Here is a 23967-nt window from a genome sequence, read left to right as displayed (position 1 = left end):
TGGTCGGCCGCACGCCGGCCCAGCCAAAGGGAGATTGTGACCGAGATGAAATTGATCATTGCGATCATCAAACCTTTCAAGCTCGACGAGGTGCGTGAAGCCCTCACGGAGCTTGGGGTGCAGGGCCTCACCGTGACGGAAGTGAAGGGTTACGGCCGGCAAAAGGGGCACACGGAAATCTACCGCGGCGCAGAATACGCGGTGAGCTTCCTGCCCAAACTGAAGATCGAGGTCGTCGTCGATTCCGCCAATGCGGATCGGGTGGTGGAGGCGATCGCCGCCGCCGCCAAGAGCGGCCAGATCGGCGACGGCAAAATCTTCGTCGTCAACGTCGAACAGGCGGTGCGCATCCGCACCGGGGAAACCGACGCGGAGGCTCTCTGACGATGACGTCGGAGAACGGGAGAGAGGGACACTTCATGAAGAACAAACACTGGCTTAAGGCGGTGCCGGCGATTGCGGCCATTGCCGCCATCGCCGCCGTGCAGCCGGCCCTGGCACAGGACGCTGCAGCGCCTGCGGCCGAGGCTGCTCCGGCCGCCGATGCGGCGGCTATCGCTTTCACCTTCAACACGTTTTCTTTCCTCGTCACGGGCTTCCTCGTGATGTGGATGGCAGCAGGCTTCGCCATGCTGGAGGCGGGGCTCGTACGCTCCAAGAACGTCTCCATGCAGTGCCTCAAGAACATCGGCCTCTACTCGGTCGCCGGCCTGATGTTCTGGGTGATCGGCTACAACCTCATGTACATGAACGTGGACGGCGGCTATTTCGGCGTCCCGATCCCGAAGGCGATCCCGGATCCGGCCAGTGAGACGAGCGGCGATTATGCGGCTGCGTCAGACTGGTTCTTCCAGATGGTCTTCTGCGCCACCGCAGCCTCCATCGTCTCCGGCACGCTCGCCGAGCGCATCAAGCTGTGGCCGTTCATGATCTTCACCGTGATCCTGACCGGCATCATCTATCCGATCACCGGCTCCTGGCAGTGGGGCGGTGGCTGGCTGTCCGAGATGGGCTTCTCCGACTTCGCGGGTTCCACGCTCGTCCACTCCGTCGGTGGCTGGTGTGCCCTGACCGGCGCGGTCATTCTGGGCGCCCGCCGCGGCAAGTTCGGGCCGAACGGCGCCGTGCACCCCTTCCCCGGCTCCTCGATCCCGCTCGCCACGCTCGGCACGTTCATTCTCTGGCTCGGCTGGTTCGGCTTCAACGGCGGCTCCCAGCTTGCCCTTGACGGCTTCGAGAACGCCTCCGCGATCTCGCGCATCTTCGTCAACACCAACCTCGCCGCCGCGTCGGGCGTCGTGGTGGCGATGATCCTGACCCAGGTCGTCTACAAGAAGGTCGACGTGACGATGGCCCTCAACGGCGCCCTCGCCGGTCTCGTCTCGATCACGGCCGAACCGCTCGCCCCCTCCGTGCCGACCGCTCTCTTCGTCGGTGCCGTCGGTGGCCTCATCGTGGTCCTGGTCGTGCCGCTCCTCGACAAGCTGAAGATCGACGACGTCGTCGGTGCCATCCCGGTCCACCTCGTCGCCGGCATCTGGGGCACGATCATCGTGCCGCTGTCCAACGCCGACACGAACTACGTCACCCAGGCGATCGGCATCGCCTCGATCGGCGTCTTCTGCGTCGTCGTCAGCACCATCATCTGGCTCGTCCTCAAATTCACCGTCGGCCTCAGGGTCAGCGAGGAAGAAGAGGCTCTGGGTCTCGACGCGGTGGAAATCGGCGTCGAAGCCTACCCGGAATTCGGCGTCGGCTCGCAGCGCGTCTAAATTCCACACAAAGCTTTCTGCGATGCGGCCCGGGCACAACGCCCGGGCCGTTTTCTTTTGCAAGGGCGCTCAGGGCCGCTCTGGTTAACAAGCGTTTAACCCAGCCCGCCTATTGTCGCGGAAGTCCACCAACGCAGGGACGAACGATCTCCCATGGCCTTCGGCGCAAGCAGCGAGTTTTTCCATTCCACCTATGCCCTCCGTCGCATGGCGGTTCGGCGCATCGTGCAGCTGGCGGGCTTCGTGCTCTTCCTTTTGCTGGCGATGATGGTGCTGTCTCTGGCCACCTGGAAGGTCGCAGACCCGAGTCTCTCGAACATCACCGATGCGCCTGTCGGCAATCTCCTAGGGGCATGGGGGGCGAACTTCGCTGACCTCGCCATGCAGTTCTTCGGGCTCGGCATCATCGCGCTCCTTCTGCCGCCCGCGCTTCTGGCGCTGGCGCTTCTGCGCATGCGCGTTCCCGCCCAGCCCTTCCAGCAGATCGGCTTTTGGCTTGCGGGAACGGCCGTTACCGCGCTGGCACTCGCCTGTCTGCCGGTGCCGCAATCATGGCCTCTCCCGATCGGCATCGGCGGCGCCGTCGGCGACATCATGCTGCGCCTGCCGACCTGGATCTTTGGCGATCCTCTCATCATCGGCATGCGCGCGGCGATCGGCGTCCTGGCGACCGGCATCGGCCTTGGCCTTCTCTTTGCCGCTGCGAAGTCCCGTCCGATCGGTGACGCGGCCCATGCGCCGATGAACACCCCCGCAGCCCTTGATGAAGCCGAGGACGAAGACGACATCGACCTCTCCGATGAGGACGCGCCGCGCGGCGGCCTGTCCGTGGTCGCGGGCTTCGTCATGCATCACGGCTTTTCAGCGCTTTCTGCGGTGAGCCGTGGTCTGCGTCGCGGCTCGCATCGCGCCGTGCGCGCAGCGCTGGAACGTTCCGAGCGCCCGGCCACCATCGCGGGCACCCGCCACGAACCTTCGCTGGCCGCAAGCGACATGCCGTTCGACGCCTATGAGGAAGAGGATTACGACGACGAGGAGACCTACGAGGAGCCGCAGGCCTCCTCGCTCGTCACCGCGCCGGCGCCGAAGCTGAAGCCGAGCCGTCGCGCCAAGCGGGAATCGCAGCCGTCGCTTCTGCCCTCAGACAGCTATGAGCACCCGCCCCTGCACATGCTCGCCGATCCGGACCCCAAGGGCAGCCTCAATCACGATCCCGCAGCCCTGGAGAAGAACGCCCGCGCTCTGGAAGGCGTCCTGGAAGACTTCGGCGTGCGCGGCGAGATCATCAATGTGCGCCCCGGACCGGTCGTCACGCTTTACGAGCTTGAGCCCGCGCCCGGCATCAAATCCTCCCGTGTCATCGGCCTCGCCGACGACATCGCCCGCTCCATGAGCGCGATCGCCGCCCGCGTCGCCGTCATCCCCGGGCGCAATGTCATCGGCATCGAATTGCCGAACGCCCGCCGTGAAACCGTCTTCCTCAAGGAGATCCTGGGCTCGGTCGATTTCGAGAAGAGCCGGGCACGTCTGGCGCTCGCGCTCGGCAAGACGATCGGCGGCGAGCCCGTCATCACCGATCTCGCCAAGATGCCTCACCTGCTCGTCGCCGGCACCACGGGCTCCGGTAAATCGGTGTCGATCAACACGATGATTCTGTCGATCCTCTACCGGCTGACGCCCGAGCAGTGCCGCCTGATTCTGATCGATCCGAAGATGCTGGAACTCTCCGTCTATGACGGCGTCCCGCACCTCCTCACCCCCGTCGTCACCGATCCGAAGAAGGCGGTCGTCGCGCTCAAATGGACCGTCCGTGAGATGGAAGAGCGCTACAAGCAGATGTCGAAGGTGGGCGTCCGCAACATCGACGGCTTCAACCAGCGTATCGCCACGGCAAAGAAGAAGGGCGAAGTGATTCGCCGCACTGTGCAGACCGGCTTCGACCACGATTCGGGCGAGGCGATCTTCGAGACAGAGGAACTCGAGCTCGAGCCGATGCCCTATATCGTCGTCATCATCGACGAGATGGCCGATCTCATGATCGTAGCGGGCAAGGAGATCGAAGGCGCCGTGCAGCGTCTCGCCCAGATGGCCCGCGCCGCCGGCATTCATGTCATCATGGCGACGCAGCGCCCCTCGGTCGACGTCATCACCGGCACGATCAAGGCGAACTTCCCGACCCGCGTCTCCTTCCAGGTCACCTCGAAGATCGATTCGCGCACCATCCTTGGTGAGCAGGGCGCCGAACAGCTTCTCGGCCAGGGAGATATGCTCTTCATGGCGGGCGGCGGTCGCATTCAGCGCGTGCACGGCCCCTTCGTCAGCGACGAGGAGGTCGAAGAGGTCGTGGCGCATCTGAAGGGCCAGGGCGTGCCGGATTACCGCGACGCCATCACCGACGAGGAAGCGGAAGGCGAAACGGGTTGGGACGCACTCGCCGGATCCGACGATTCCAACGATATCTACGACAAGGCGGTCGCCATCGTCTTGCGCGACCGCAAGGCCTCGACCTCATATGTCCAGAGGCGGCTTTCGATCGGCTACAACCGCGCCGCTTCCATTATCGAGCGCATGGAAAACGAAGGGCTGATCAGCGCGGCCAACCACGCAGGAAAGCGTGAGATCCTCGTCGGGGAAGAGGCAGCCTGAGCGGATTTCCGCCACCTTTGGCTGGTCTTACCGTTTTCATGCCCGACATTTCCGGTTCACGACCTTTGCGATCCTTGGAGGATCTGATGCGCATCCTATCGAAGACACTCGCCGCCATGGCCGTCGGCGTCGTGGCGCTCGGCCTCGCCGCCGGCTCCGCCTTTGCCTTCACCGCAGACCAGCAGCAGGCGCTAGCGTCGATCTCGGCCAAGCTCGCCAATCTCAAGACGATGCACGGCGAATTCATCCAGTTCGGCCCGACCGGCGAGAAGAGCCAGGGCAAGTTCTATATCGAGCGTCCCGGCCGGATCCTTTTCGACTACGACCCACCCTCCAAGTTGAAGGTGAAGTCGGACGGCAAATCGGTTCTCGTGCGCGATGCGAGCATGAAGACCGACGATCTGTGGCCTTTGTCCAAGACGCCGCTCAAATTCCTCCTCGACGATCAGCTCAATCTCGCCAAGTCGAGCCGGGTGCGCGGCGTTCAGGTCGAATCCGATCTGATCCAGGTGGTCATCGTCGACGATGCGCAGTTCGGCGGCGGGACGCTCACATTGTTTTTCGATCCGTCCACTTACGAGCTTCGTCAATGGACGGTGCGCGATGCACAGGGCCTCGACACCACGGTCGCGCTCTACAATGTGGAGACCGGCCGACCGCTTTCGCCAGAGCTTTTCAAGATCAACTACAGCGGCGTCACGAACCGGGCGCGTGAGCGGTCTCTTGGTGATTAAATCTTTCTGAGAGATATTTTTTTCGCCTTTCTTTCAGGCTACAAATCTTTGTGTCGGAAGCTGGGGTTGTCTCAGCGACAAGAAGCCCCATCTCTCCGCCGCGGAGATCGACCCGGCCGATACAACGCCCCCCGTCTCGCTCGGGTCTGATCAGCCGGATTTTATCCGGTTCGTTCCCGCGAAGGCGCCCAGGCTCCACGCTTGGGCGCCTTTCTATTTCAGAAAAGCTCTGGGCTTTCCTGTTGACCTCGCGCGCAGCGACTGGATTTCCGTGTCGCGGCAGGCCATTCGAAAGAGATGTCACTCTCAATCGCCACCTGGAACATCAATTCGGTGCGCCTGCGCATCGGTCTCATTCTTCAGTTTCTTGCCGAGCATCAGCCGGATGTGCTCTGCCTGCAGGAAACCAAATGCCCGGACGCCCTCTTCCCGGAGAAGGCCTTCCGCGAGGCGGGCTACCCCCACCTCGCCCTCTCCGGGCAGAAGGGCTACAACGGCGTCGCCATCGTCTCGCGCCGTCCCCTCTTCGGCGTCGATCGCAATCATTTCTGCGACCGCATCGATTGCCGTCACATCGAGGCAAAGGTCGAGTCCGGCCAGCAGCATGTGACGTTGCACAATTTCTACGTCCCGGCGGGTGGCGACGAGCCGGACCCCGACAAGAACGTGAAATTTGCCCACAAGCTCGCCTTCATCGAGGAATTGACGCAGGCCGCAGAAAGGCTGGCGCAGCCGGGCTCGATCCTTGTGGGGGATCTCAACATCGCCCCCCTCGAGACCGATGTCTGGTCTCACCGCCAGCTCCTGAAAGTCGTGAGTCACACCCCTGTCGAAACGGAGGGGCTCCTGCGCTTCCAGGCGGCCGGCCCGTGGGTCGACGTCATGCGCCGCTTCGTGCCGCCGGAAGAGAAGCTCTTCACCTGGTGGAGCTATCGCTCGCCCAATTGGGAAGCCTCGGACCGTGGGAGACGTCTCGATCATATCTGGGCGGCAACCGATGTGGCCGCCCGTGCGCAAGGCATCAAGGTCATCAAGGAAGCGCGCGGCTGGGAACGTCCCTCCGACCACGTGCCCGTGATCGCGACCTTCGCCGAAGCCTGAAACGTCCAGACAACGAAGGGCTTATGATCCCGCAGTGCCGAGGCGTAGCCCGGCCCGTTTGATCTCCTCGACCGTGTCGGCAAGCCCTTCCGTCAGCTTGTCGCGCAAGGCTTCGGCGATATCGGGATATTCGTCGAGAAGCCGCTTGAACATCGACCGGCGGATCTGCAGCACGCTGGAATTTTCCGCTGCGACGATGGTCTCGTGCGCCTTCATTTCGGTGATGAGTGCGAGATCGCCGATGAGGGCGCCTCGCTCGAAGCGCCGCGCCGGTCGTCCCTCTTCCTCGCCGCCCCGGCGGTCACTGCGCGCAAGGAGGAGGCCGTCACTGACGAGATAGGCCGAGTGCTGCGGCCGCCCAGCTTCCACCACGACCTCGTCTTTGCGCACATGCCGGCTTTCCGCCGAGAAGGCGATCAAGCGCAGATGATCGTCCTCGAAGCCCCTGAAGAAGGCGGATTCGTGCAGGAGCTGGACGTCGGATCCGAGGCTCACGCGGCTCTCCTAGGTGCGTGCAAGCTTGTAGCCGCCGGCCTCGGTAACGAGGATCTCGGCGTTCGAAGGATCCTTCTCGATCTTCTGCCTGAGGCGGTAGATATGGGTCTCGAGCGTATGGGTGGTGACCCCGGAATTGTAGCCCCACACTTCCGAAAGAAGCGTGTCACGTGACACCGTCGCCTCGCTGGCGCGGTAGAGATATTTCAAGATCGCGGTCTCTTTTTCCGTCAGGCGGACCTTTCCGCCAGACGCGTCGAGGAGGACTTTTGCGGCGGGACGAAACGTGTAGGGACCGATGGCAAAGGTCGCATCTTCGCTTTGTTCGTGCTGGCGCAGATGCGCCCGGATGCGGGCAAGGAGGACGGCGAAACGAAATGGCTTCACGACGTAATCATTGGCCCCGGCCTCAAGGCCGAGCACGGTGTCGGAATCGGTGTCGTGCCCGGTCAGCATCACGATCGGAACATTCACACCGCTCTTGCGCAGCAATTTGACGGCTTCTCGTCCGTCCATATCCGGCAATTCGACGTCCATGATGATGAGGTCGACATGGGTTTCCTTGGCGCTCTTGATGCCGGCTGCGGCGGTCGTTGCCGAAGCGAGCTCGAACTCCTCGTAAAGCGCGAGCTGCTCGGTCAAGGCTCCGCAGAGCTCCTTGTCATCATCGACAATGAGAATTCGTCTGGCCGTCATTCGCGCCTTATCTCCGCCCGGAATCGTCAATTTTGCAATTTAGGCTAAGTTCCCTGCCCTCGCCAGCCTTGCACCTCAGCCCATCAAGCACGCATTCTTGAACAATGTTGCCTCCCGACCCCCGCTTTCGCCCGCAATCGCGCCGCAAACAGCCGAAACGAGCTGCCGCGGCGTCAAGCCGCACGGCCTCTCAACCCACCTTCCCCGAACATATCTATGTGCGGCCGTTGCCAAGCCCCGCGCACGCCGCCTTGCTGACGTTTCGAGGCCTCACCCTGCGCTGCGCCATCGGCCGCACTGGCGTGACGCACGCCAAGCAGAAGCGCGAAGGCGACGGGAAGAGCCCGATCGGGCGATATGTCTTCGAATGGTGCGCACTGCGGCCCGACAGAAGACCGCCGATGCCGCGCTCGCAGCTTCCGACAATCGTGTTGCGGCGAAGCGACGGCTGGTGCGACGAGGCAACCTCGCTCTCCTACAATCGCGCCGTGCGCCTGCCTGTCAGCATCTCGGCAGAAGCGATGTGGCGACCGGACGGGCTCTATGATGCGGTGATCGGCCTCTCCCACAACACTGCGCCACGGCAGCGACGGATGGGGAGTGCCATCTTCTTCCACCTCGCGCGGCCCGGTCTTCAAGCGACGGAAGGCTGTGTCGCCATACCGCGCTCGGCCATGCGCCTGATCCTGCCGTTTCTGTCGGAGAGGACGCAGATGGTGATCCTGGCGCCGGCAGACTCCGGTCGCCCGAAACGCGTGTGAGGACCGACAGCGAGCGACCGCTCAGGGACGCGGCCTTGAGCCGAAGATCGCGCTGCCGACGCGCACATGGGTCGCGCCGAGCGCGATCGCCGTCTCGAAATCGGCGCTCATGCCCATCGAGAGCTTCTTGAGACCGAGCTCGCCGGCAAGCTTTGCCAGGAGCGCGAAATGCGGACCGGGCGCCTCCTCGAACGGCGGAATGCACATGAGGCCTGAGATCTCAAGCCCGTGTACATCGCGACAGCGTCGGACGAAATCTGCCGTCTCCCGCGGCGCAATGCCCGCCTTCTGCGGCTCCTCGCCGGTGTTGACCTGAACGAAGAGCTCCGGCGATCGACCCTGGGCCGCGATCTCCTTGGCAATCGCTCCAGCAATCTTGTCGCGGTCGACGGAATGGATGGCGTCGAAAAGCTCCACGGCCTGGGAAGCCTTATTCGATTGCAATGGCCCGATCAGATGCAGCGTCACGTCCGGCGTCGCTTCACGCAAGGCCGGCCATTTCCCCGCCGCCTCCTGCACGCGGTTCTCGCCGAAGACGCGCTGGCCAGCGGCGATGACGGGCTCGATCTCGTCCACATCGAAGGTTTTGCTGACGGCGACCAGCGTCACGCTTTCAGGATCACGGCCCGCCTCACGCGCCGCCGTATCCACCCGGCGTCTGATCTCAGCCAACGCCTCGTGCTCTTTGTTTGCCTTGTCCATGTCCTGCCCGCACTGTGCGCACAACCGATCGCCGCCAGGCGAGGTTGACCGGCTCTGGCAATCGTGTTGAAGCTCTTCGGCCGCTGCAAAGGCGGCTCGCCCGTTCCCCAACAACCATGCCGTTCATGACTGCGTCAACAGAGCGTTATAATCCCCGAAACGTCGAGGCTTACTGGCAATCCATCTGGGAGGAGCGCGGCCTTTTTCGCTGCTCCAACGAGGATCCACGGCCCAAATATTATGTCCTGGAGATGTTCCCGTATCCGTCGGGACGCATCCATATCGGTCACACCCGCAACTACACGATGGGCGATGTGGTCGCCCGCTATCGGCGTGCCCGCGGCTACAACGTGCTGCACCCGATGGGCTGGGACGCCTTCGGCATGCCGGCGGAGAACGCCGCCATGCAGAACAAGGTCCATCCCAAGGAATGGACCTACGCGAACATCGCCACGATGCGCGACCAGCTGAAGCTGATGGGCTTTTCGATCGACTGGTCCCGGGAGTTCGCCACCTGCGACGTGGATTATTACGCCCAGCAGCAGCGGCTTTTCCTGGATTTCCTGGAAGCCGGCCTCGTCAAGCGCAAGAGCGCCAAGGTGAACTGGGATCCCGTCGACCAGACCGTGCTCGCCAACGAGCAGGTGATCGACGGCCGCGGCTGGCGCTCGGGAGCCGTCGTCGAGCAGCGGGAGCTGACGCAGTGGTTCTTCGCCATCTCCGATTACGCCGACGATCTTCTCGAAGAGCTGAAGGGCTTGACGCGTTGGCCGGAAAAAGTCCGTGTCATGCAGGAGAAGTGGATCGGCCGCTCCGAAGGCCTGAAGGTCCGCTTCGAATTTGCCGACGAGACGCCCGCCGACGAAGATTACCTTGAAGTCTTCACCACGCGGCCGGACACCCTCTTCGGCGCCGCCTTCATGGCGCTCTCGCCCGATCATCCGCTCGCGGCAAAGCTCGCGGCGACGGACGAGAAGGCCGCCGCCTTCATCGCCGAATGTCATCGCCGCGGCACGTCCGCGGAGGCGATCGAAACGGCGGAGAAAAGTGGCTACGACACGGGTCTCAGGGTCCGCCATCCCTTCATCGAGGGAGCGGTCCTTCCCGTCTACATCGCCAATTTCGTTCTGATGGGTTACGGCACCGGCGCGATCTTCGGATGCCCCGCGCATGATCAGCGCGACCTCGATTTCGCCAACCGCTACGGCCTGCCGGTCAAGCCGGTGGTGAAGCCGGAAGACGCCGATCCTGAAAACTTCGCCGTTACGGACGAAGCCTATACCGGGCCTGGACGCCTGTTCCATTCCGACTTCCTCGACGGCATGACGATCGAGGAAGGCAAGGACGAGGTCGCTCGTCGCCTGGAAGCCCGCACGGTTGGGGACGGCCCTCAGGCAGCCCGTGAAGTCAACTTCAGGTTGCGCGATTGGGGCATTTCTAGGCAGCGTTATTGGGGTTGCCCGATCCCGATGATCCATTGCGAGAGCTGCGGATCGGTGCCGGTGCCCGTTGCCGATCTGCCGGTCCAACTCCCGGACGACATCGATTTCGACAAGCCCGGCAACCCGCTCGACCGTCATCCGACCTGGAAGAATGTCGACTGCCCGAAATGCGGCAAGCCTGCCCGGCGCGAAACCGACACGATGGACACCTTCGTGGATTCCTCGTGGTATTTCGCCCGCTTTACGGCGCCGAAGGCCGACACGCCGACCATTCCGGATGTCGCCGACGCCTGGCTTCCGGTCGATCAGTATATCGGCGGTATCGAGCACGCGATCCTGCATCTTCTCTATTCCCGCTTCTTCGTGCGGGCCATGCAGAAGACCGGCCATCTCGACCTGAAAGAGCCGTTTGCCGGCCTCTTCACGCAGGGCATGGTGGTGCACGAAACCTATCGCGAACCGAATGGCCCGTTCCTTCCGCCTGAAGATGTGATTGTGGAAGAGACGGCCGGGGCGCGGCGCGCGAGACATGCGAAGACCGGTGCGGCCGTCGAGATCGGTCCCATCGAGAAAATGTCGAAGTCGAAACGCAACACGGTCGGTCCTGAAGAGATCAGCCGCAACTATGGCGCCGACACCGCCCGCTGGTTCATGCTGTCGGACTCCCCGCCTGAACGCGACGTCCAATGGTCGGCAGCGGGCGTCGAAGGCGCCCATCGCTTCGTGCAGCGCGTCTGGCGGCTCGTGACCTCGGCCCAAGACGCTCTGCCGCCGGCCGGGTCGGCTCTGCCATCGAGCTTCAGCGAAGCTGACGAGGCCCTGAGACGTGCCACACATGCCGCAATCCGCGATGTGACCGACGCGATCGAGAACCTGCGCTTCAACCGCGCCATCGCCTTTGTCCACGATCTGGCGAACCAGATCGGCGGCCACGATAGCGGCGATCGCGACTCGGGTCGGTGGGCTCACAGGGAGGCCCTGGAGGCCCTCGTACTCTTGAGCGCACCCTTCATGCCGCATTTGGCGGAAGCCTGCTGGCAGACGCTCGGGCACGACAAGCTCGTCGCCGAAACGGCCTGGCCAGAGGCCGATGCAGCTCTTCTCCGCGAGGACGAAGTCACCCTCCCCTTGCAGGTGAACGGCAAAAAGCGCGACGATCTCGTCGTCGCCAGGGACGCTTCGAAAGAGACGATTGAGGCGGCTGCACTTGCCTCTGAGACGGTCCAGCGGTTTCTGGAAGGTCGTCCCCCACGCAAGGTGATCGTCGTTCCTGGGAGGATCGTGAATGTGGTCGGCTAGGCGCGGATTTCTCATCCTTCTTGCAGCCGGCGTCGTCGCCGGCTGCACCGTCCGACCGCTTTATGCGCCAGATGCAAGCGGTCGGTCGGTTCAAGAAGAACTCCGCGCCATCGAGGTCGAAATGCCGACCACGCGGCCGGAACAGGTGTTCCGAAACTCGCTGCTGTTCGGCCTGCAGGACGGCGCAACCATCCCCCCGCAATATCGACTCGAATATACGCTCGCGCTCAACTCGAGCTCCGTCGGCATCGAAGCCGTGACCGGCGTTCCGACCGCCTATCAGCTCTCCGGACGCCTGCAATATCGTCTCTTTGACATTTCGACCGGTCAGCAGGTTCTGGGTGCGGTCTTGAATACAGTTGCCTCCTATGACCGCTCTGACCAGGAGTTCGCGAAGCTCCGGGCAGAGCGCGACGCGGAGGACCGGGTCGCCGAGACGCTTGCGGGCATCCTGAAGACGCGGCTTGCAAGCTATCTCGCACGGAACTGACGATGGTGGCCGTTAAGGCCGCCCAGGCCACAGCCTTCACCACGGAGCCGCCGGCAAACGTGCGACTCTTCTTGCTTTACGGCACGGATCAGGGTGCCGTTTCCGAACGGGCTGCGACTCTCGTGTCGATCTTGTCGGCGCGCGATCCCCGGGGCGCCACGGTTCTCCGGATCGGCTCCGACGAGCTCTCAGGCAATCCTGGCCGCATCGCCGACGAAGCCCATGCGGACATGTTGTTTGGCGGCGCGCCGCTCATCCGCCTGAAGATCCTCGACGGCCGCCACAATGTCGTCCCGTCGCTGCGCCCCCTCGTTGAAGACCCGCCTGAAGCCGCCATCATCGTCGTGGAGGCCGACGAGCTTCGGGTGGGCGCGCCGCTTCGCCGTCTGTTCGAGGATTCACCCAACGCGGCCGCGATCCCCTTCTATGAGAGCAGTGCCGGCGACATCGCCGATCTGACGCGCAGCATGTTGCGCGAAGCCGAGGTCACCGTCGAAGCCGAAGCCCTCGACTATCTCATCGTGCATCTCGGCACCGACCGCGGCGTCGCCCGGCGTGAGATCGAAAAGCTGATTCTCTATGCAGGCGATGGGGCCGAGGTCACTCTTCGTGAGGTGACGACGGTCGTCGGCGAGAGCACCGAGCTTCGCAACGATCGCCTCATTGACCGGACGTTGACCGGCGACATCCAAGAGGTTGCCGCCGACCTCTCGCGTCTTGAGGCTGAGGGCGCCTCGCCTTCGGCGCTCCTCGCCCAGATGCTCAACCATCTTTTGATGTTGGCTGGGCTTCAGGCTGAGGTGCGCAAGAGTGGGCTCGCTGCCGCAGTCGATCGAGCCCGCCCGCCCTTGCATTTCCGTAGAAAGGATAGCGTCAAGCGCGCGCTCCAGATCTGGTCTCCCGAAGCCTTACGACGCGCCCGCGCCTCGATCGACGAGGCGATCTTGGAGACACGGAAACTTCCGGCCCTCGATTACGCGATCACCTCTCTCGCGCTCATGCGTCTTGCACAGGTCGCGCGCCGTGTGGGGCGCCGTTAAGCCCTCTTAGACCTTCAGCCTCTGACACAGCATATCGAGCTGCTCCAGGTCGCGGTACTTGATGCGCACCTCGCCCTTCCCGTCGGCCTTGTGACGGATGTCGATGAGGAGACCCAGCCGGTCTCCCAGCTCCCGTTCCAACGCAACCGTATCGGGGTCCTTCTCTCGGCTCCGAGACCCCGCTTTGACATCCGGCTCGTCGGATTTCTGTGCGAGCTTTTCGGTGTCTCGCACCGATAGCCCCTTGGCGATGGCGATCTCTGCGAGCTTTTCCGGATCCACCGTGTTGATGAGAGCTCGCGCATGGCCAGCCGTCAGCTTGCCGGTCCGAAGGTGGTCACGGACCTTCTCCGGCAGCTTCAGGAGCCGCAGCGTATTCGTGACGTGGACGCGACTCTTGCCGATGACATCGGCGAGATCGCCCTGGCTGTAGCCGAATTCCTCGATCAAAGCCTGATAGCCGAGGGACTCTTCCAGAGGATTGAGATCGCTCCGCTGCACGTTCTCGACGATCGCGAGTTCCAGCGCCTCACGGTCCGACACCTCAAGCAGCGTGATCGGAACCTCGTGGACGCCGGCCCGCTGTGCCGCCCGCCAGCGCCGCTCGCCGGCGATAATCTCGAATTCGCCCGGCGTGCCGGGCTTCGGCCGCACCACGATCGGCTGGACCAGGCCATGCGCCCGGATCGAGGCCGCAAGATCTTCCAGCTCCTCCCCGGAGAACTCACGCCGGGGGTTTCGCGGATTGGGATGAACGGTGGCGATGAGCGCGGTCTGAGGCTTCTGTGGGACGGCCGGCGCCTCTTGCATGTCCGGCACGGCATAGTCCTGAAGCAACGCGTCGAGGCCGCGTCCGAGGCGCCGTGGTGGTTCAGCAGCCATCACTCAACACTCCCTTGATCGCGCGCTACGCCGCCCGAAGCAGCCGTTCGCGCTGAATAACCTCGCTGGCGAGCCGCAGATAGGCCTGGCTGCCGGCGCAGTTGATGTCATAGAGGATCGCCGGCTTTCCATGCGACGGCGCCTCGGAAATCCGCACATTGCGGGGGATCACGGTGTTGTACACCTTGTCGCCCATATGCGAGCGCACGTCGTCCACCACCTGGCCGGATAGGTTGTTGCGCCCATCGAACATCGTCAGCACGATGCCATGGACCGACAGCTCCGGATTGAGCCCGCGGCGCACACGCTCGACCGTCGACAAGATCTGGCTCAGACCCTCGAGCGCGAAAAACTCGCACTGCAGCGGCACGAGCACGGCATGCGCGGCGGCCATCGCATTGATGGTCAGGAGGTTGAGCGACGGCGGGCAATCGATCAGCACGTAAGTGTACGGCGATTGCCCCTGCCCTCCGAGCCCTGTCAGCGCATGCCGCAGGCGGTAGGCCCGATCCTGGAAGGCGGCGATTTCAAGCTCGACACCCAATAGGTCGAGGGTTGAGGGCGCGATGGAGAGCCGCGGCACGACGGTCTCGAGCGCAACGTCGTGTACGGGCATCCCGTCCATGAGGATATCATAGGTGGAGCGCGTCCGGCTCTCGCGGCCGATCCCAAGCCCGGTCGACGCGTTGCCTTGCGGATCGAGGTCCACGATAAGGACGTCTTCGCCGATCGCTGCCAGCGCGGTACCGAGATTGATCGCCGTCGTCGTCTTGCCGACCCCACCTTTCTGGTTGGCCACGACAAGGATTCGGGGAACGCTCGGGAGCCGCTCCAAGGCTTGCGGCATGGTCTAGGCCTTCCTGCGTTTCAGATGGGAGATGGCGGCGATGGTGCCGTCGCCCTCGGCGACGCTCGGATACAATATCCGATCGAACTGCCAGATGTCAGACGCCGCCACTTCTTCATGCACATATTCCTTGCCCTTCATCGCAAGGACAAGACCGTTTTCACTGAGAAATGGTGCCGCAAGGCCAAGAAGGCTCGGCAGAGGGGCGAGCGCCCGCGCGCTGACGACATCGAAGCGCCCCGCAAAATCATTATGCAGTGCTTCAATTCGCCGTGCATGGATGGTGACATTATCAAGCCTGCAGATCCGCACAGCCTGACGGAGGAACGCCGCCTTTTTGTGATTGGCTTCGACGAGCCCGACGTTCTCCAACCTGTCCCGCAGGACGATTGCAACGATCAGGCCTGGAAAACCCGCCCCGCTGCCGATATCGAGCCAGGAGGAAGGCTTATGCGCGAGCGCGATCGGCACAAGCTGCAGGCTGTCGCCAACATGCCTGTCCCACACCTCATCAACGGTTCGTGGTGAGACGAGATTGTGCGTGCTCTGCCACGTCTCCAGAAGCTCGACGAACGCGACAAGCCGGGCCTCAGTCTCTGGCGTCACAAAATCGCGGCAACGCGTCAGCACTGTTTCACGTGAAGCATCCACCCTCTCAGGCCGCACGGCGATCCCTCGCAGCACGCTTGAGATGGGCAAGGATGAGCGTCAGTGCCGCGGGCGTCACACCCTCGACACGCCCCGCCTGCGCCAGGCTCGCCGGCCGCACGAGTTCAAGCCGCTCTCGCACCTCGTTGGAGAGGCCGGAGAGATCGGCGTAGGAAAAATCACTCGGGATCCCGATAGCCTCATCGCGCCGCAGAGCCGCCACGTCCTCCTCCTGCCGCTCCAGATAGACAGCGTATCGTGCGTCCGTCGTAAGGTGCTTCTGGGTCGCGGAATCCGCCTCACCGAGCTCGGGCCATATCGCGGCAACCGCCGACCATTCGATTTCCGGATAGGCGAGGAGCTCGAAGGCAGATCGGCGGATACCATCCTGATTGATCGGGAGGCCCCGCCGCCGCGCCTCACTCGGCGTGACACTGCACCCCCTTAGGAGCGCACGAAAGCGCCTGAGGCTTTCCGACTTCTTCCGGAACCGATTCGACCTTTCTGGCCCGACCACGCCGAGCTCCTCACCGAGGCCCGTCAGGCGCTCATCGGCGTTGTCGACGCGCAGCGCCAGACGATATTCGGCACGCGACGTAAACATTCGGTATGGCTCGCTGACCCCTTTCGTCACGAGATCGTCGATCATCACACCGAGATACGCGTCCGAACGGCTGACGGTGATCCCCTCGCCGCCACCTGCCCGCCGCGCTGCGTTCACGCCCGCCACGAGACCCTGTGCCCCGGCCTCTTCATATCCCGTTGTGCCGTTGATTTGCCCGGCGAGAAAGAGCCCGGGCAGTCGCCGCAATTCGAGCGTCGCGTCGAGCTCACGGGGGTCGACATGGTCGTATTCGATCGCATAGCCCGGTCGAAGGATCTCTACCTTCTCCAAGCCGGGTATGGTCCGAACGAACGCCGCCTGAACCTCCGCCGGAAGCGATGTGGAGATGCCGTTCGGGTAGACCGTATCGTCTCCGAGTCCTTCGGGCTCCAGAAAGATCTGATGGCTCTCTCGGTCTGCGAACCGCACGACCTTGTCCTCGATCGACGGACAGTATCGCGGACCCCGGCCGGAGATGTTTCCGACATGGATCGCCGACCTCGCGAGATTGCGCCCTATGATCTCATGCGTCGCGTCGGTCGTCCGCGTGATCCCGCATTCTATCTGCGGGGTCGTGATCCGATCCGTCATCGCCGAAAACGGCTCGGCTGGGTCATCCCCCGGCTGCATGTCGAGCGACGCCCAATCAATCGTTCGCCCATCGAGACGAGGCGGTGTCCCGGTCTTCAACCGCGCCAGGCGCAGCCCGAGCCGATCGAGCGTCTCGGCGAGAGCAAGAGACGGCTTCTCGTCGACACGACCCGCCGGCCAGGAACGCTCGCCAATATGGACCATACCGCGAAGAAAGGTCCCCGTGGTGATGACGACCGAGGCGCAATGGATTTCACGGCCATCGGAGAGGACCAGACCTTTGACCCGTCCTCCACCAATAAGAATGTCGGCGGCCTCACCCTCGACAACCGTGAGCCCCGCCTTCCCGCCAAGCAAGCTTTGCATGGCGGTTCGGTAAAGCGCGCGGTCCGACTGAGCGCGTGGCCCCTGCACCGCGGGACCCTTTCGCCGGTTGAGCATGCGAAACTGGATCCCGGCCGCGTCCGCGGCCCGGCCCATCAGGCCATCGAGGGCATCGATCTCACGCACCAGATGTCCCTTGCCCAACCCTCCGATCGCCGGATTGCAGGACATGGTTCCGATCGTGCCAGCCCGGTGGGTCACAAGGATCGTGCGCGCGCCGGCACGCGCGGAGGCGGCAGCGGCCTCGCACCCGGCGTGCCCGCCACCGATGACAATGACGTCGCAATTCGAAATCATGCTGACGATCTAGTGCCTTCTGGCTCGAATGGGAAGTTATGTTTCACGTGGAACGAAAGCAGGCGTCTCAATCGGCGTTTCACGTGAAACACATTTCGCTTCTCCGATTCTATTTTCCGATACAAAACCGGCCAAAGATGGCACCAAGCACGCTCTCTGGGTCCACTTCACCGGTGACCCGGCCGATCGCTCTGAGACACCCACGCAGCTCCTCCCCCAGGAGCTCGTCGACCCCACGAGGCTGCCCTCGTTTCAGAACCGATTCGAGGCGCTCAGCAAGCCGGAGCAACCCCTCTCTCTGACGCGCGTTCACCGGGGCCGCACCGGACACTCCGGAAAAACCGTCAACCCCCTGACGCGTCAGCCATTCGCCAAGAGCCAATTCGAGTTCCCGCAGACCGGCTCCAGTTATCGCGGAGACTCTGTGACGACCGCGAAGGAGATCACCACCCTCGAGCAGATCCGCTTTGGTCTCGATCACCCAACGATCCGGTCCGCCGGAAGCCGCAGGCGCATCTCCAACTAGCGCGCTCTGACCGCTGGGAACAAGCTCCAGAACCAGATCGGCTTCCTCGGCCGCAAGACGCGCCCGCCGAACCCCTTCAGCCTCGACCGCACTCACCGTCTCTCGCAATCCCGCCGTATCGATGAGCGTCACTGCGTAACCCGAAAGCTCGAGCGGCACGGTCACGAGGTCCCGGGTCGTCCCAGGCTCTGCGCTGACAATCGCGACGTCACGCCGGGCGAACGCGTTGAGCAAGGTCGATTTTCCCGCATTGGGCGCGCCGACCAGGACGATGACGAACCCGTCCCGGATTCGCTCGGCAAGGCGCGCCCCCGAGAGAAGCTCACGCACCTCCAGAAGGACGCCCCGCAACCGGCTCGCAACCTCGAGCTCCGATCCGACATCCCCCTCATCGGAAAAGTCGAGCTGGGCCTCGACCTCGGCAACGCATCGGAGCAACGTCTCCCGCCAGGCCAGCAGCCTTTCTGCCAGAGCTCCCCTCGCCTGGCTGAGCGCCTGTCGCCTTTGAGCCTCAGTCTCGGCCGCCACGAGGTCGGCAAGACCCTCGGCCTCCGTCAGGTCGAGCCGACCATTCAGGAACGCTCGACGGGCAAACTCTCCGGGCTCCGCCATCCGCAATCCCGGCCATTGCGCAAGCGATTCGATCAGTCGCGCAATCACCGCACGGCTCCCGTGACAATGCAGCTCCACCGTATCCTCACCGGTGAAAGTCCCAGGCCCCGGCATCCACAAGACGAGAGCCTCATCGATCACATCCCGGCTCTTTGGGTCCACCAACGCTCTGACCACAGCTCGCCGGGGTTCCGGCAAACCCCCTGCAAGCGCGTGCAGGGCCATCCCGGATTCCGGTCCGGAAATTCGTACAATCCCGACGCCGGCGGGCAGCGCCCCGCTCGACAATGCGTAAATCGTGTCCATGTCTTCTGTAGTCGCCCTATGCCACGTCACCGGAGACATTATGGCCCGCAACCGCCTCGCCGAGACCGCCAGTCCTTATCTCAAGCAGCATGCGGACAATCCCGTCCATTGGCAGCCTTGGGACGACGCGGCGCTCGCAGAAGCGCGCGCCCGCCGGGTCCCCATTCACTTGTCGATCGGTTACGCCGCCTGCCACTGGTGCCATGTCATGGCGAACGAGAGCTTCTCCGATCCTGGAACAGCAGATTATCTCAATCAGAATTTCGTAAACATAAAGGTCGACCGCGAAGAGCGCCCCGATATCGATCAGGTCTATATGGCCGCCCTCCATTCCCTCGGCGAGCCCGGCGGATGGCCGCTCACCATGTTCCTCACCCCGGAGGCAAGGCCCTTCTGGGGCGGCACCTATTTCCCCCCGACGCCACGTTGGGGTCGACCAAGCTTCCGCCAGGTCCTTCAGGCCGTGACCGAGACATGGCATCACAAGCCGGAAACGGTCACCACGAATACAGAGGCCATCACGACCCACCTCACGCGCGGACAACACTCCGTCCCTCCGCCAGACGACCTTCCCGACCCAGAGCTTCTCGACGCCTCCGCGGCCCAGATCCTCGCCCATTTTAATCTCGACCATGGCGGCCTTTCCGGCGCTCCAAAGTTTCCTCAGGCACCGCTACTTGAAATGCTCTGGCGTGCGCATTTGCGAACCGGCAACACCGCTTATTCCGACGCTGTGCTGATCACCCTCCGCAATATCTGCCAGGGTGGCATCTACGACCATCTGGGCGGCGGCTTCGCACGCTACACGGTCGACGACACATGGCTCGTGCCGCATTTCGAGAAGATGCTCTCCGACAATGGACAGCTCCTCTATCTTCTCTGCCTTGCCTACGAAAAGACTCAAGAACCTCTCTTCCGCGCACGCATGGAAGAAACAGCCAATTGGCTTCTTACAGAGATGCGCCTCCCCTGCGGCGCCTTCGCCACCAGCCTCGACGCAGACACCGACCATGAGGAAGGTGCTACCTATGTGTGGAGCGCCCAAGAGATTGAAAACGTCCTCGGACGCGACGCCGCCCGCCACTTTTCCGAGATCTACGATGTGACTCCGGGCGGTAATTGGGAGAGCCACAACATCCTCAATCGCCTCCGTCCCACAGCCTTTGACTGGCGTGGAGCAGACGAGGAGGCCACCCTCACCCGCTATCGCGAGAGCCTCTTAAAGGTTCGCAACCGCCGTCCCCAGCCCTCACGCGACGACAAAGTTCTAACCGATTGGAACGCCGTTCTGATCGCCGCTCTCGCACGCACCTCGGCCGTGCTGTCCCGACCCGATCTCCTCAGAGCCGCTTCTGAGGCTTTCGCCTTTCTGACAAAAATTTGGGCCGAGACCGGATCCCTGCCTCATGCCTGGTGCGATGGCCGCATCACTGCCGACGCCCTTGCGACCGACCATGCGCAGATGATGCGGGCCGCCCTGGAGCTGCATGCAGCGACAGGAGAAAATAACTATATAGACTCAACTCGGGATTGCTTTTACGAGCTCGAAGGATCCTACTACGACCGAGACTCAGGTTCCTATTTTCTCGGAAACGCAGACAAACAAGCGCTCTTTGCACGTCTTCATTCGGACTCTGATCAAGCTACACCGGCCGCTACAGGCGTGATCGCAGAAGCGTCTACGCGACTCTTCCTGCTCACCGGGGAGCAACGCTATCTCGAGCGAGCAGAGACGATCCTCCGCCATCAGACGCGCTCGGTCGCACGCAATCTCATCGCGACGGCCAGTCTCCAGAATGCCTGGGACACGCTCCTCCGCGCTCGCCACCTGATCGTCTTTGCGTCCAGATCTCGGACGGAGACGGCCATCCACGACCTCATCGCCGCCGAAGCCGATCCCGCTCTGATCCCGGAATATCGAACGCCAACCACCGCTACACAGACGGGGCTCAGGCTCTGCGATATGGAAAGATGCTATCCGGACGTCACACGATCCGAGGAGATCGGCGACCTCCTCTCGCGTACCCGTAGCGGCCCCACTTCGGACGAAGCACAGGCCAGATAAAGCAGAGGCGCCTGAATTCTCAGACGCCTCGGCCGCTCTAGGTGTTCATCGAATCGAAGAACTCTGAATTCGATTTGGTATGTCGGAGTTTGTCGAGCAGGAACTCGATCGCGTCCACCACACCCATCGAAGCGAGGATTCGACGCAGGACGAAGATCTTCTGCAGGTCCGCGCGCGGCACCAGCAGCTCTTCTTTTCGGGTTCCGGACTTGAGGATGTCCATCGACGGGAAGACACGTTTGTCGGCAACCTTGCGATCGAGCACGATTTCCGAATTGCCGGTGCCCTTGAACTCTTCGAAGATCACCTCGTCCATGCGGCTGCCTGTATCGATGAGAGCCGTCGCGATGATCGTCAGCGACCCGCCCTCTTCGATGTTGCGCGCCGCACCGAAGAAACGTTTCGGGCGCTGCAGCGCGTTGGCATCGACACCACCCGTCAGCACCTTGCCCGAAGACGGCACGACCGTGTTGTAGGCTCGGCCCAGACGCGTGATCGAATCGAGCAGGATGACGACGTCACGGCCATGTTCGACGAGCCGCTTAGCCTTCTCGATGACCATCTCGGCGACTTGCACATGCCGCACAGCCGGTTCGTCAAACGTCGAGGAGATCACTTCCCCGCGCACCGTACGCTGCATATCGGTGACTTCTTCCGGCCGCTCGTCGATCAGAAGCACGATGACGTAGCATTCCGGGTGATTCGACGTGATCGAGCCCGCGATATTCTGCAACAGAACCGTTTTGCCGGTTCGCGGCGGCGCCACGATCAGTCCGCGCTGACCCTTGCCCAAGGGCGCCACCAGATCGATGACCCGCGCCGACATGTCTTTCACCGTCGGATCGTCTACTTCCATCTTGAAGCGTTCGTCCGGATAAAGCGGCGTCAGATTGTCGAAATGGACCTTGTGCTTGGCCTTGTCCGGTTCCTCGAAATTGATCGTATTGACCTTGAGGAGCGCAAAATAGCGCTCACCCTCTTTCGGGCTACGGATCTCGCCCTCGATCGTATCGCCCGTCCGCAATGAAAAACGTCGGATCTGCGACGGCGAAACATAGATATCGTCGGGCCCGGGCAGATAATTCGCATCAGGCGACCGCAGAAAGCCGAAGCCGTCCTGCAGCACCTCAATAACGCCCTGTCCAATGATGGTAATGTCGTGTTCAGCGACCTTCTTCAGGATCGCGAACATAAGTTCTTGCTTGCGCAAAGTACTGGCGTTTTCAACGTCGTACTCTTCCGCAACAGCAAGAAGATCGGTAGGCGACTTCGCCTTCAGGTCTTGGAGTCTGATTTCTGCCATGTGATTGAGTCCCGTGCAAAACACGGTGGAAGAGGCATGGGTAAAAGGGAGGCACCGCCCCGGTGCGGGAAACTAACGGCCGGCCCCCAGCTTGCGCCGCGGCTAGCCATTCACGCCAGTTCTTTTCGCTTAACCCGGTCCGACCGGAATCACAAGCGCTAATTCATCCGCGTCAGAAGGGACGCACGATGACGAGGATCACAATACCGATCATCAGGAGCGTCGGAACCTCGTTGATCGCTCGGTAGAACTTCTCGGGCCGCGTGTTGCGGTCCTCGGCAAACTCCCGCACCCACCGCGCCATGAACAGATGGGAGATCGTCAGCAAGACGACAAGAGCCAGTTTGAAGTGGAACCACCCCTGGTCCCACGCATAGGTGATGGTGGCCGCCCAAAGACCGAAGATCCAGCTCGCAACCATCGCGGGCGTCATGATCGCCTTGAGCAGGCGCCGCTCCATCACCTTGAAGAGTTCAGACTGCTCCGAACCCGCGGCGACCTTCGTGTGATAGACCATCAGACGCGGCAGGTAGAGAAGTCCCGCCATCCAGGCGATGATCGAGATCACATGCCATGCCTTGATCCATAACGGATTGACATACCAGAAGAAATCCGAGACTGCCGCGACAAGGCCTTCCATCGTTTACTCGCCCCGTACGAGCTTCACAAACGCCTCGACATGCTCCACCGGCGTGTCCGGCGTGATCCCATGTCCGAGATTGAAGATATGGGGATAACCGCGCATCGCCTCGAGTATGCTGCGCACACCGTCCTCCAGGGCCTTCCCACCGACGATGAGGCGCATCGGGTCGAGATTTCCCTGCAAGGGCTTGCCGCCCGCACTCTTCCGCGCAGTCTCAAGAGGCGTCGACCAGTCGAGCCCGATCGCATCGGCGCCGGTTCCTTCCGCATAACGCGTCAGCCGTGCTCCGCCGCCCTTCGGAAAGGCGATCACCTTCGCGCCTGGAACTTCGGCCCGAACCTTCTCAATGATGGCCCGCACCGGCTCGATTGCCCAGCGCTCGAAACCCTCTTCGTCGAGAACGCCCGCCCATGTGTCGAAGATCTGAACCGCGTCCGCTCCCGCCTTCAGCTGCGCCACGAGATACCGCGCGGAAGCGTCGACGAGGATATCCATGAGCGCCTGAAAGCGTTCCGGCTCGCCAAGCGACAGGCGCCGAGCCGGCCCCTGGTCGCCCGTGCCCGTGCCGGCGACCATGTAGGTCGCCACGGTCCAGGGAGCGCCACAGAAGCCAAGGAGCGTCGTCTCCTGGGGAAGCTCCGTCCGCACCCGCTCAACCGTCTCCAGGACCGGTGCAAGGAACGCCGTGACGTCTTTCCCAGCGAGCTCTCCGATGCGAGCCGGGTCGATCGGTTCCAGGCGCGGTCCGTGCCCTTCCTCAAAAGCCACTTTCTGACCGAGCGCATCGGGAATGACGAGGATGTCGGAAAACAGAATGGCCGCATCGAAACCGAAACGCCGGATCGGTTGGAGCGTCACCTCGGTTGCGAGTCTCGGCGTGTAGCACAGGTCCAGGAACCCGTCCGCCTGACCGCGCGTTTGCCGATATTCCGGCAGGTAGCGGCCTGCCTGGCGCATCATCCAAAGCGGAGGTGTCTCTAGGCTTTCGCCGTCGAGGACTCGAAGAAGCGATCTTGCCGAAGCCACAGGTACTCTTAACCCCAAATTAAAGGTTTTAAGGATTCTTCTGTTGTTATTGGGC

The 23967-nt window shown here is 62.8% G+C and carries 21 protein-coding genes; 10 read left to right on the top strand and 11 right to left on the bottom strand.

Translation table 11 applies throughout. From position 1 onward, the window contains the following. Nucleotides 1-45: 45 nt before the first annotated feature. From EO094_RS00890 to xth, 5 genes are all read left to right on the top strand, one after another. The gene (locus EO094_RS00890) at nt 46-384 is read left to right on the top strand and encodes a P-II family nitrogen regulator (protein WP_092812142.1); all 339 of its coding nucleotides are present in this window, start codon (nt 46-48) and stop codon (nt 382-384) included. A gap of 35 nt (nt 385-419) precedes the next feature. Continuing rightward, entirely contained in the window at nt 420-1772 is a 1353-nt protein-coding gene (locus EO094_RS00885; protein WP_128290481.1) for an ammonium transporter, read from the top strand. Between the two features lie 207 nt (nt 1773-1979). Then, the gene (locus tag EO094_RS00880; protein WP_246008409.1) at nt 1980-4418 is read left to right on the top strand and encodes an FtsK/SpoIIIE family DNA translocase; all 2439 of its coding nucleotides are present in this window, start codon (nt 1980-1982) and stop codon (nt 4416-4418) included. Between the two features lie 86 nt (nt 4419-4504). After that, nucleotides 4505-5152 carry a LolA family protein gene (locus tag EO094_RS00875; protein ID WP_128290479.1) on the top strand — a complete coding sequence of 216 codons (648 nt, stop codon included), beginning with the start codon at nt 4505-4507 and terminating at the stop codon, nt 5150-5152. Nucleotides 5153-5449: 297 nt separating this feature from the next. Next, entirely contained in the window at nt 5450-6253 is an 804-nt protein-coding gene (gene xth, locus EO094_RS00870) for an exodeoxyribonuclease III (RefSeq protein ID WP_128290478.1), read from the top strand. Between the two features lie 21 nt (nt 6254-6274). Here xth and EO094_RS00865 read toward each other — a convergent pair whose 3' ends face one another. After that, nucleotides 6275-6748 (bottom strand): cyclic nucleotide-binding domain-containing protein, encoded by a 474-nt coding sequence (locus EO094_RS00865; protein ID WP_128290477.1) that lies wholly within the window; start codon nt 6746-6748, stop codon nt 6275-6277. 9 nt (nt 6749-6757) lie between these two features. Then, nucleotides 6758-7444 (bottom strand): response regulator transcription factor, encoded by a 687-nt coding sequence (locus EO094_RS00860; RefSeq protein ID WP_128290476.1) that lies wholly within the window; start codon nt 7442-7444, stop codon nt 6758-6760. Between the two features lie 251 nt (nt 7445-7695). Here EO094_RS00860 and EO094_RS00855 point away from each other — a divergent pair, with 251 nt between their 5' ends. Continuing rightward, entirely contained in the window at nt 7696-8205 is a 510-nt protein-coding gene (locus EO094_RS00855) for a L,D-transpeptidase family protein (protein WP_205649794.1), read from the top strand. A gap of 21 nt (nt 8206-8226) precedes the next feature. Here EO094_RS00855 and EO094_RS00850 read toward each other — a convergent pair whose 3' ends face one another. Next, nucleotides 8227-8907 (bottom strand): YggS family pyridoxal phosphate-dependent enzyme, encoded by a 681-nt coding sequence (locus tag EO094_RS00850; protein WP_128290474.1) that lies wholly within the window; start codon nt 8905-8907, stop codon nt 8227-8229. Between the two features lie 125 nt (nt 8908-9032). Here EO094_RS00850 and leuS point away from each other — a divergent pair, with 125 nt between their 5' ends. From leuS to holA, 3 genes are read left to right on the top strand one after another with little or no spacing between them, the layout of a single operon-like run. Beyond that, nucleotides 9033-11648 carry a leucine--tRNA ligase gene (gene leuS, locus EO094_RS00845; protein WP_128290473.1) on the top strand — a complete coding sequence of 872 codons (2616 nt, stop codon included), beginning with the start codon at nt 9033-9035 and terminating at the stop codon, nt 11646-11648. Further along, the gene (gene lptE / locus EO094_RS00840; protein WP_128290472.1) at nt 11635-12138 is read left to right on the top strand and encodes an LPS assembly lipoprotein LptE; all 504 of its coding nucleotides are present in this window, start codon (nt 11635-11637) and stop codon (nt 12136-12138) included. Before leuS ends, lptE begins: the two co-directional genes overlap by 14 nt. A 2-nt stretch (nt 12139-12140) precedes the next feature. Further along, complete coding sequence (gene holA, locus EO094_RS00835; RefSeq protein WP_128290471.1) at nt 12141-13178, top strand: DNA polymerase III subunit delta; 1038 nt, start codon at nt 12141-12143, stop codon at nt 13176-13178. A 6-nt stretch (nt 13179-13184) separates the two neighbouring features. Here the strand turns inward: holA and EO094_RS00830 are convergent, their stop codons facing one another. The 5 genes from EO094_RS00830 to mnmE all read right to left on the bottom strand — a co-directional run bounded on the left by EO094_RS00830 (nt 13185) and on the right by mnmE (nt 18875). Next, entirely contained in the window at nt 13185-14060 is an 876-nt protein-coding gene (locus EO094_RS00830; RefSeq protein WP_128290470.1) for a ParB/RepB/Spo0J family partition protein, read from the bottom strand. Nucleotides 14061-14085: 25 nt separating this feature from the next. After that, nucleotides 14086-14907 carry a ParA family protein gene (locus EO094_RS00825; protein WP_128290469.1) on the bottom strand — a complete coding sequence of 274 codons (822 nt, stop codon included), beginning with the start codon at nt 14905-14907 and terminating at the stop codon, nt 14086-14088. Nucleotides 14908-14910: 3 nt separating this feature from the next. After that, the gene (gene rsmG, locus EO094_RS00820; protein ID WP_164879504.1) at nt 14911-15513 is read right to left on the bottom strand and encodes a 16S rRNA (guanine(527)-N(7))-methyltransferase RsmG; all 603 of its coding nucleotides are present in this window, start codon (nt 15511-15513) and stop codon (nt 14911-14913) included. A 49-nt stretch (nt 15514-15562) separates the two neighbouring features. After that, nucleotides 15563-17431 carry a tRNA uridine-5-carboxymethylaminomethyl(34) synthesis enzyme MnmG gene (mnmG, locus tag EO094_RS00815; RefSeq protein ID WP_205649793.1) on the bottom strand — a complete coding sequence of 623 codons (1869 nt, stop codon included), beginning with the start codon at nt 17429-17431 and terminating at the stop codon, nt 15563-15565. Between the two features lie 109 nt (nt 17432-17540). Further along, nucleotides 17541-18875 carry a tRNA uridine-5-carboxymethylaminomethyl(34) synthesis GTPase MnmE gene (mnmE, locus tag EO094_RS00810; RefSeq protein WP_128290467.1) on the bottom strand — a complete coding sequence of 445 codons (1335 nt, stop codon included), beginning with the start codon at nt 18873-18875 and terminating at the stop codon, nt 17541-17543. A 40-nt stretch (nt 18876-18915) separates the two neighbouring features. Here mnmE and EO094_RS00805 point away from each other — a divergent pair, with 40 nt between their 5' ends. Then, on the top strand, nt 18916-20940 hold the full coding sequence (locus tag EO094_RS00805) for a thioredoxin domain-containing protein (protein WP_164879503.1): 2025 nt from the start codon (nt 18916-18918) through the stop codon (nt 20938-20940). A 37-nt stretch (nt 20941-20977) separates the two neighbouring features. On the opposite strand, the gene rho is transcribed toward EO094_RS00805, so the two are convergent. The 3 genes from rho to hemE form a co-directional block, all read right to left on the bottom strand. After that, nucleotides 20978-22243 carry a transcription termination factor Rho gene (gene rho / locus EO094_RS00800; protein ID WP_092811984.1) on the bottom strand — a complete coding sequence of 422 codons (1266 nt, stop codon included), beginning with the start codon at nt 22241-22243 and terminating at the stop codon, nt 20978-20980. A 172-nt stretch (nt 22244-22415) separates the two neighbouring features. Continuing rightward, entirely contained in the window at nt 22416-22883 is a 468-nt protein-coding gene (gene hemJ, locus EO094_RS00795) for a protoporphyrinogen oxidase HemJ (RefSeq protein WP_128290465.1), read from the bottom strand. Between the two features lie 3 nt (nt 22884-22886). Next, nucleotides 22887-23912, bottom strand: coding sequence for a uroporphyrinogen decarboxylase (gene hemE / locus EO094_RS00790; protein WP_128290464.1), 1026 nt, complete (start codon nt 23910-23912; stop codon nt 22887-22889). Between the last annotated feature and the right edge of the window lie 55 nt (nt 23913-23967).

The organism is Afifella aestuarii (assembly GCF_004023665.1).
In the GTDB taxonomy this organism is placed as follows: domain Bacteria; phylum Pseudomonadota; class Alphaproteobacteria; order Rhizobiales; family Afifellaceae; genus Afifella; species Afifella aestuarii.
The sequence above is the reverse complement of the archived record's forward strand: the minus strand, read 5'-3'. Positions and strand labels throughout refer to the sequence as shown.

Bases quoted from the DNA above. Each gene is read 5' to 3' on its own strand.
- EO094_RS00890 (WP_092812142.1), top strand. From the start codon at position 46: ATGAAATTGATCATTGCGATCATCAAACCTTTCAAGCTCGACGAGGTG.
- EO094_RS00885 (WP_128290481.1), top strand. From the start codon at position 420: ATGAAGAACAAACACTGGCTTAAGGCGGTGCCGGCGATTGCGGCCATT.
- EO094_RS00880 (WP_246008409.1), top strand. From the start codon at position 1,980: ATGGCGGTTCGGCGCATCGTGCAGCTGGCGGGCTTCGTGCTCTTCCTT.
- EO094_RS00875 (WP_128290479.1), top strand. From the start codon at position 4,505: ATGCGCATCCTATCGAAGACACTCGCCGCCATGGCCGTCGGCGTCGTG.
- xth (WP_128290478.1), top strand. From the start codon at position 5,450: ATGTCACTCTCAATCGCCACCTGGAACATCAATTCGGTGCGCCTGCGC.
- EO094_RS00860 (WP_128290476.1), bottom strand. From the start codon at position 7,444: ATGACGGCCAGACGAATTCTCATTGTCGATGATGACAAGGAGCTCTGC.
- EO094_RS00850 (WP_128290474.1), bottom strand. From the start codon at position 8,907: ATGGACAAGGCAAACAAAGAGCACGAGGCGTTGGCTGAGATCAGACGC.
- leuS (WP_128290473.1), top strand. From the start codon at position 9,033: ATGACTGCGTCAACAGAGCGTTATAATCCCCGAAACGTCGAGGCTTAC.
- lptE (WP_128290472.1), top strand. From the start codon at position 11,635: ATGTGGTCGGCTAGGCGCGGATTTCTCATCCTTCTTGCAGCCGGCGTC.
- holA (WP_128290471.1), top strand. From the start codon at position 12,141: ATGGTGGCCGTTAAGGCCGCCCAGGCCACAGCCTTCACCACGGAGCCG.
- EO094_RS00830 (WP_128290470.1), bottom strand. From the start codon at position 14,060: ATGGCTGCTGAACCACCACGGCGCCTCGGACGCGGCCTCGACGCGTTG.
- EO094_RS00825 (WP_128290469.1), bottom strand. From the start codon at position 14,907: ATGCCGCAAGCCTTGGAGCGGCTCCCGAGCGTTCCCCGAATCCTTGTC.
- mnmG (WP_205649793.1), bottom strand. From the start codon at position 17,431: ATGATTTCGAATTGCGACGTCATTGTCATCGGTGGCGGGCACGCCGGG.
- mnmE (WP_128290467.1), bottom strand. From the start codon at position 18,875: ATGGACACGATTTACGCATTGTCGAGCGGGGCGCTGCCCGCCGGCGTC.
- EO094_RS00805 (WP_164879503.1), top strand. From the start codon at position 18,916: ATGGCCCGCAACCGCCTCGCCGAGACCGCCAGTCCTTATCTCAAGCAG.
- rho (WP_092811984.1), bottom strand. From the start codon at position 22,243: ATGGCAGAAATCAGACTCCAAGACCTGAAGGCGAAGTCGCCTACCGAT.
- hemJ (WP_128290465.1), bottom strand. From the start codon at position 22,883: ATGGAAGGCCTTGTCGCGGCAGTCTCGGATTTCTTCTGGTATGTCAAT.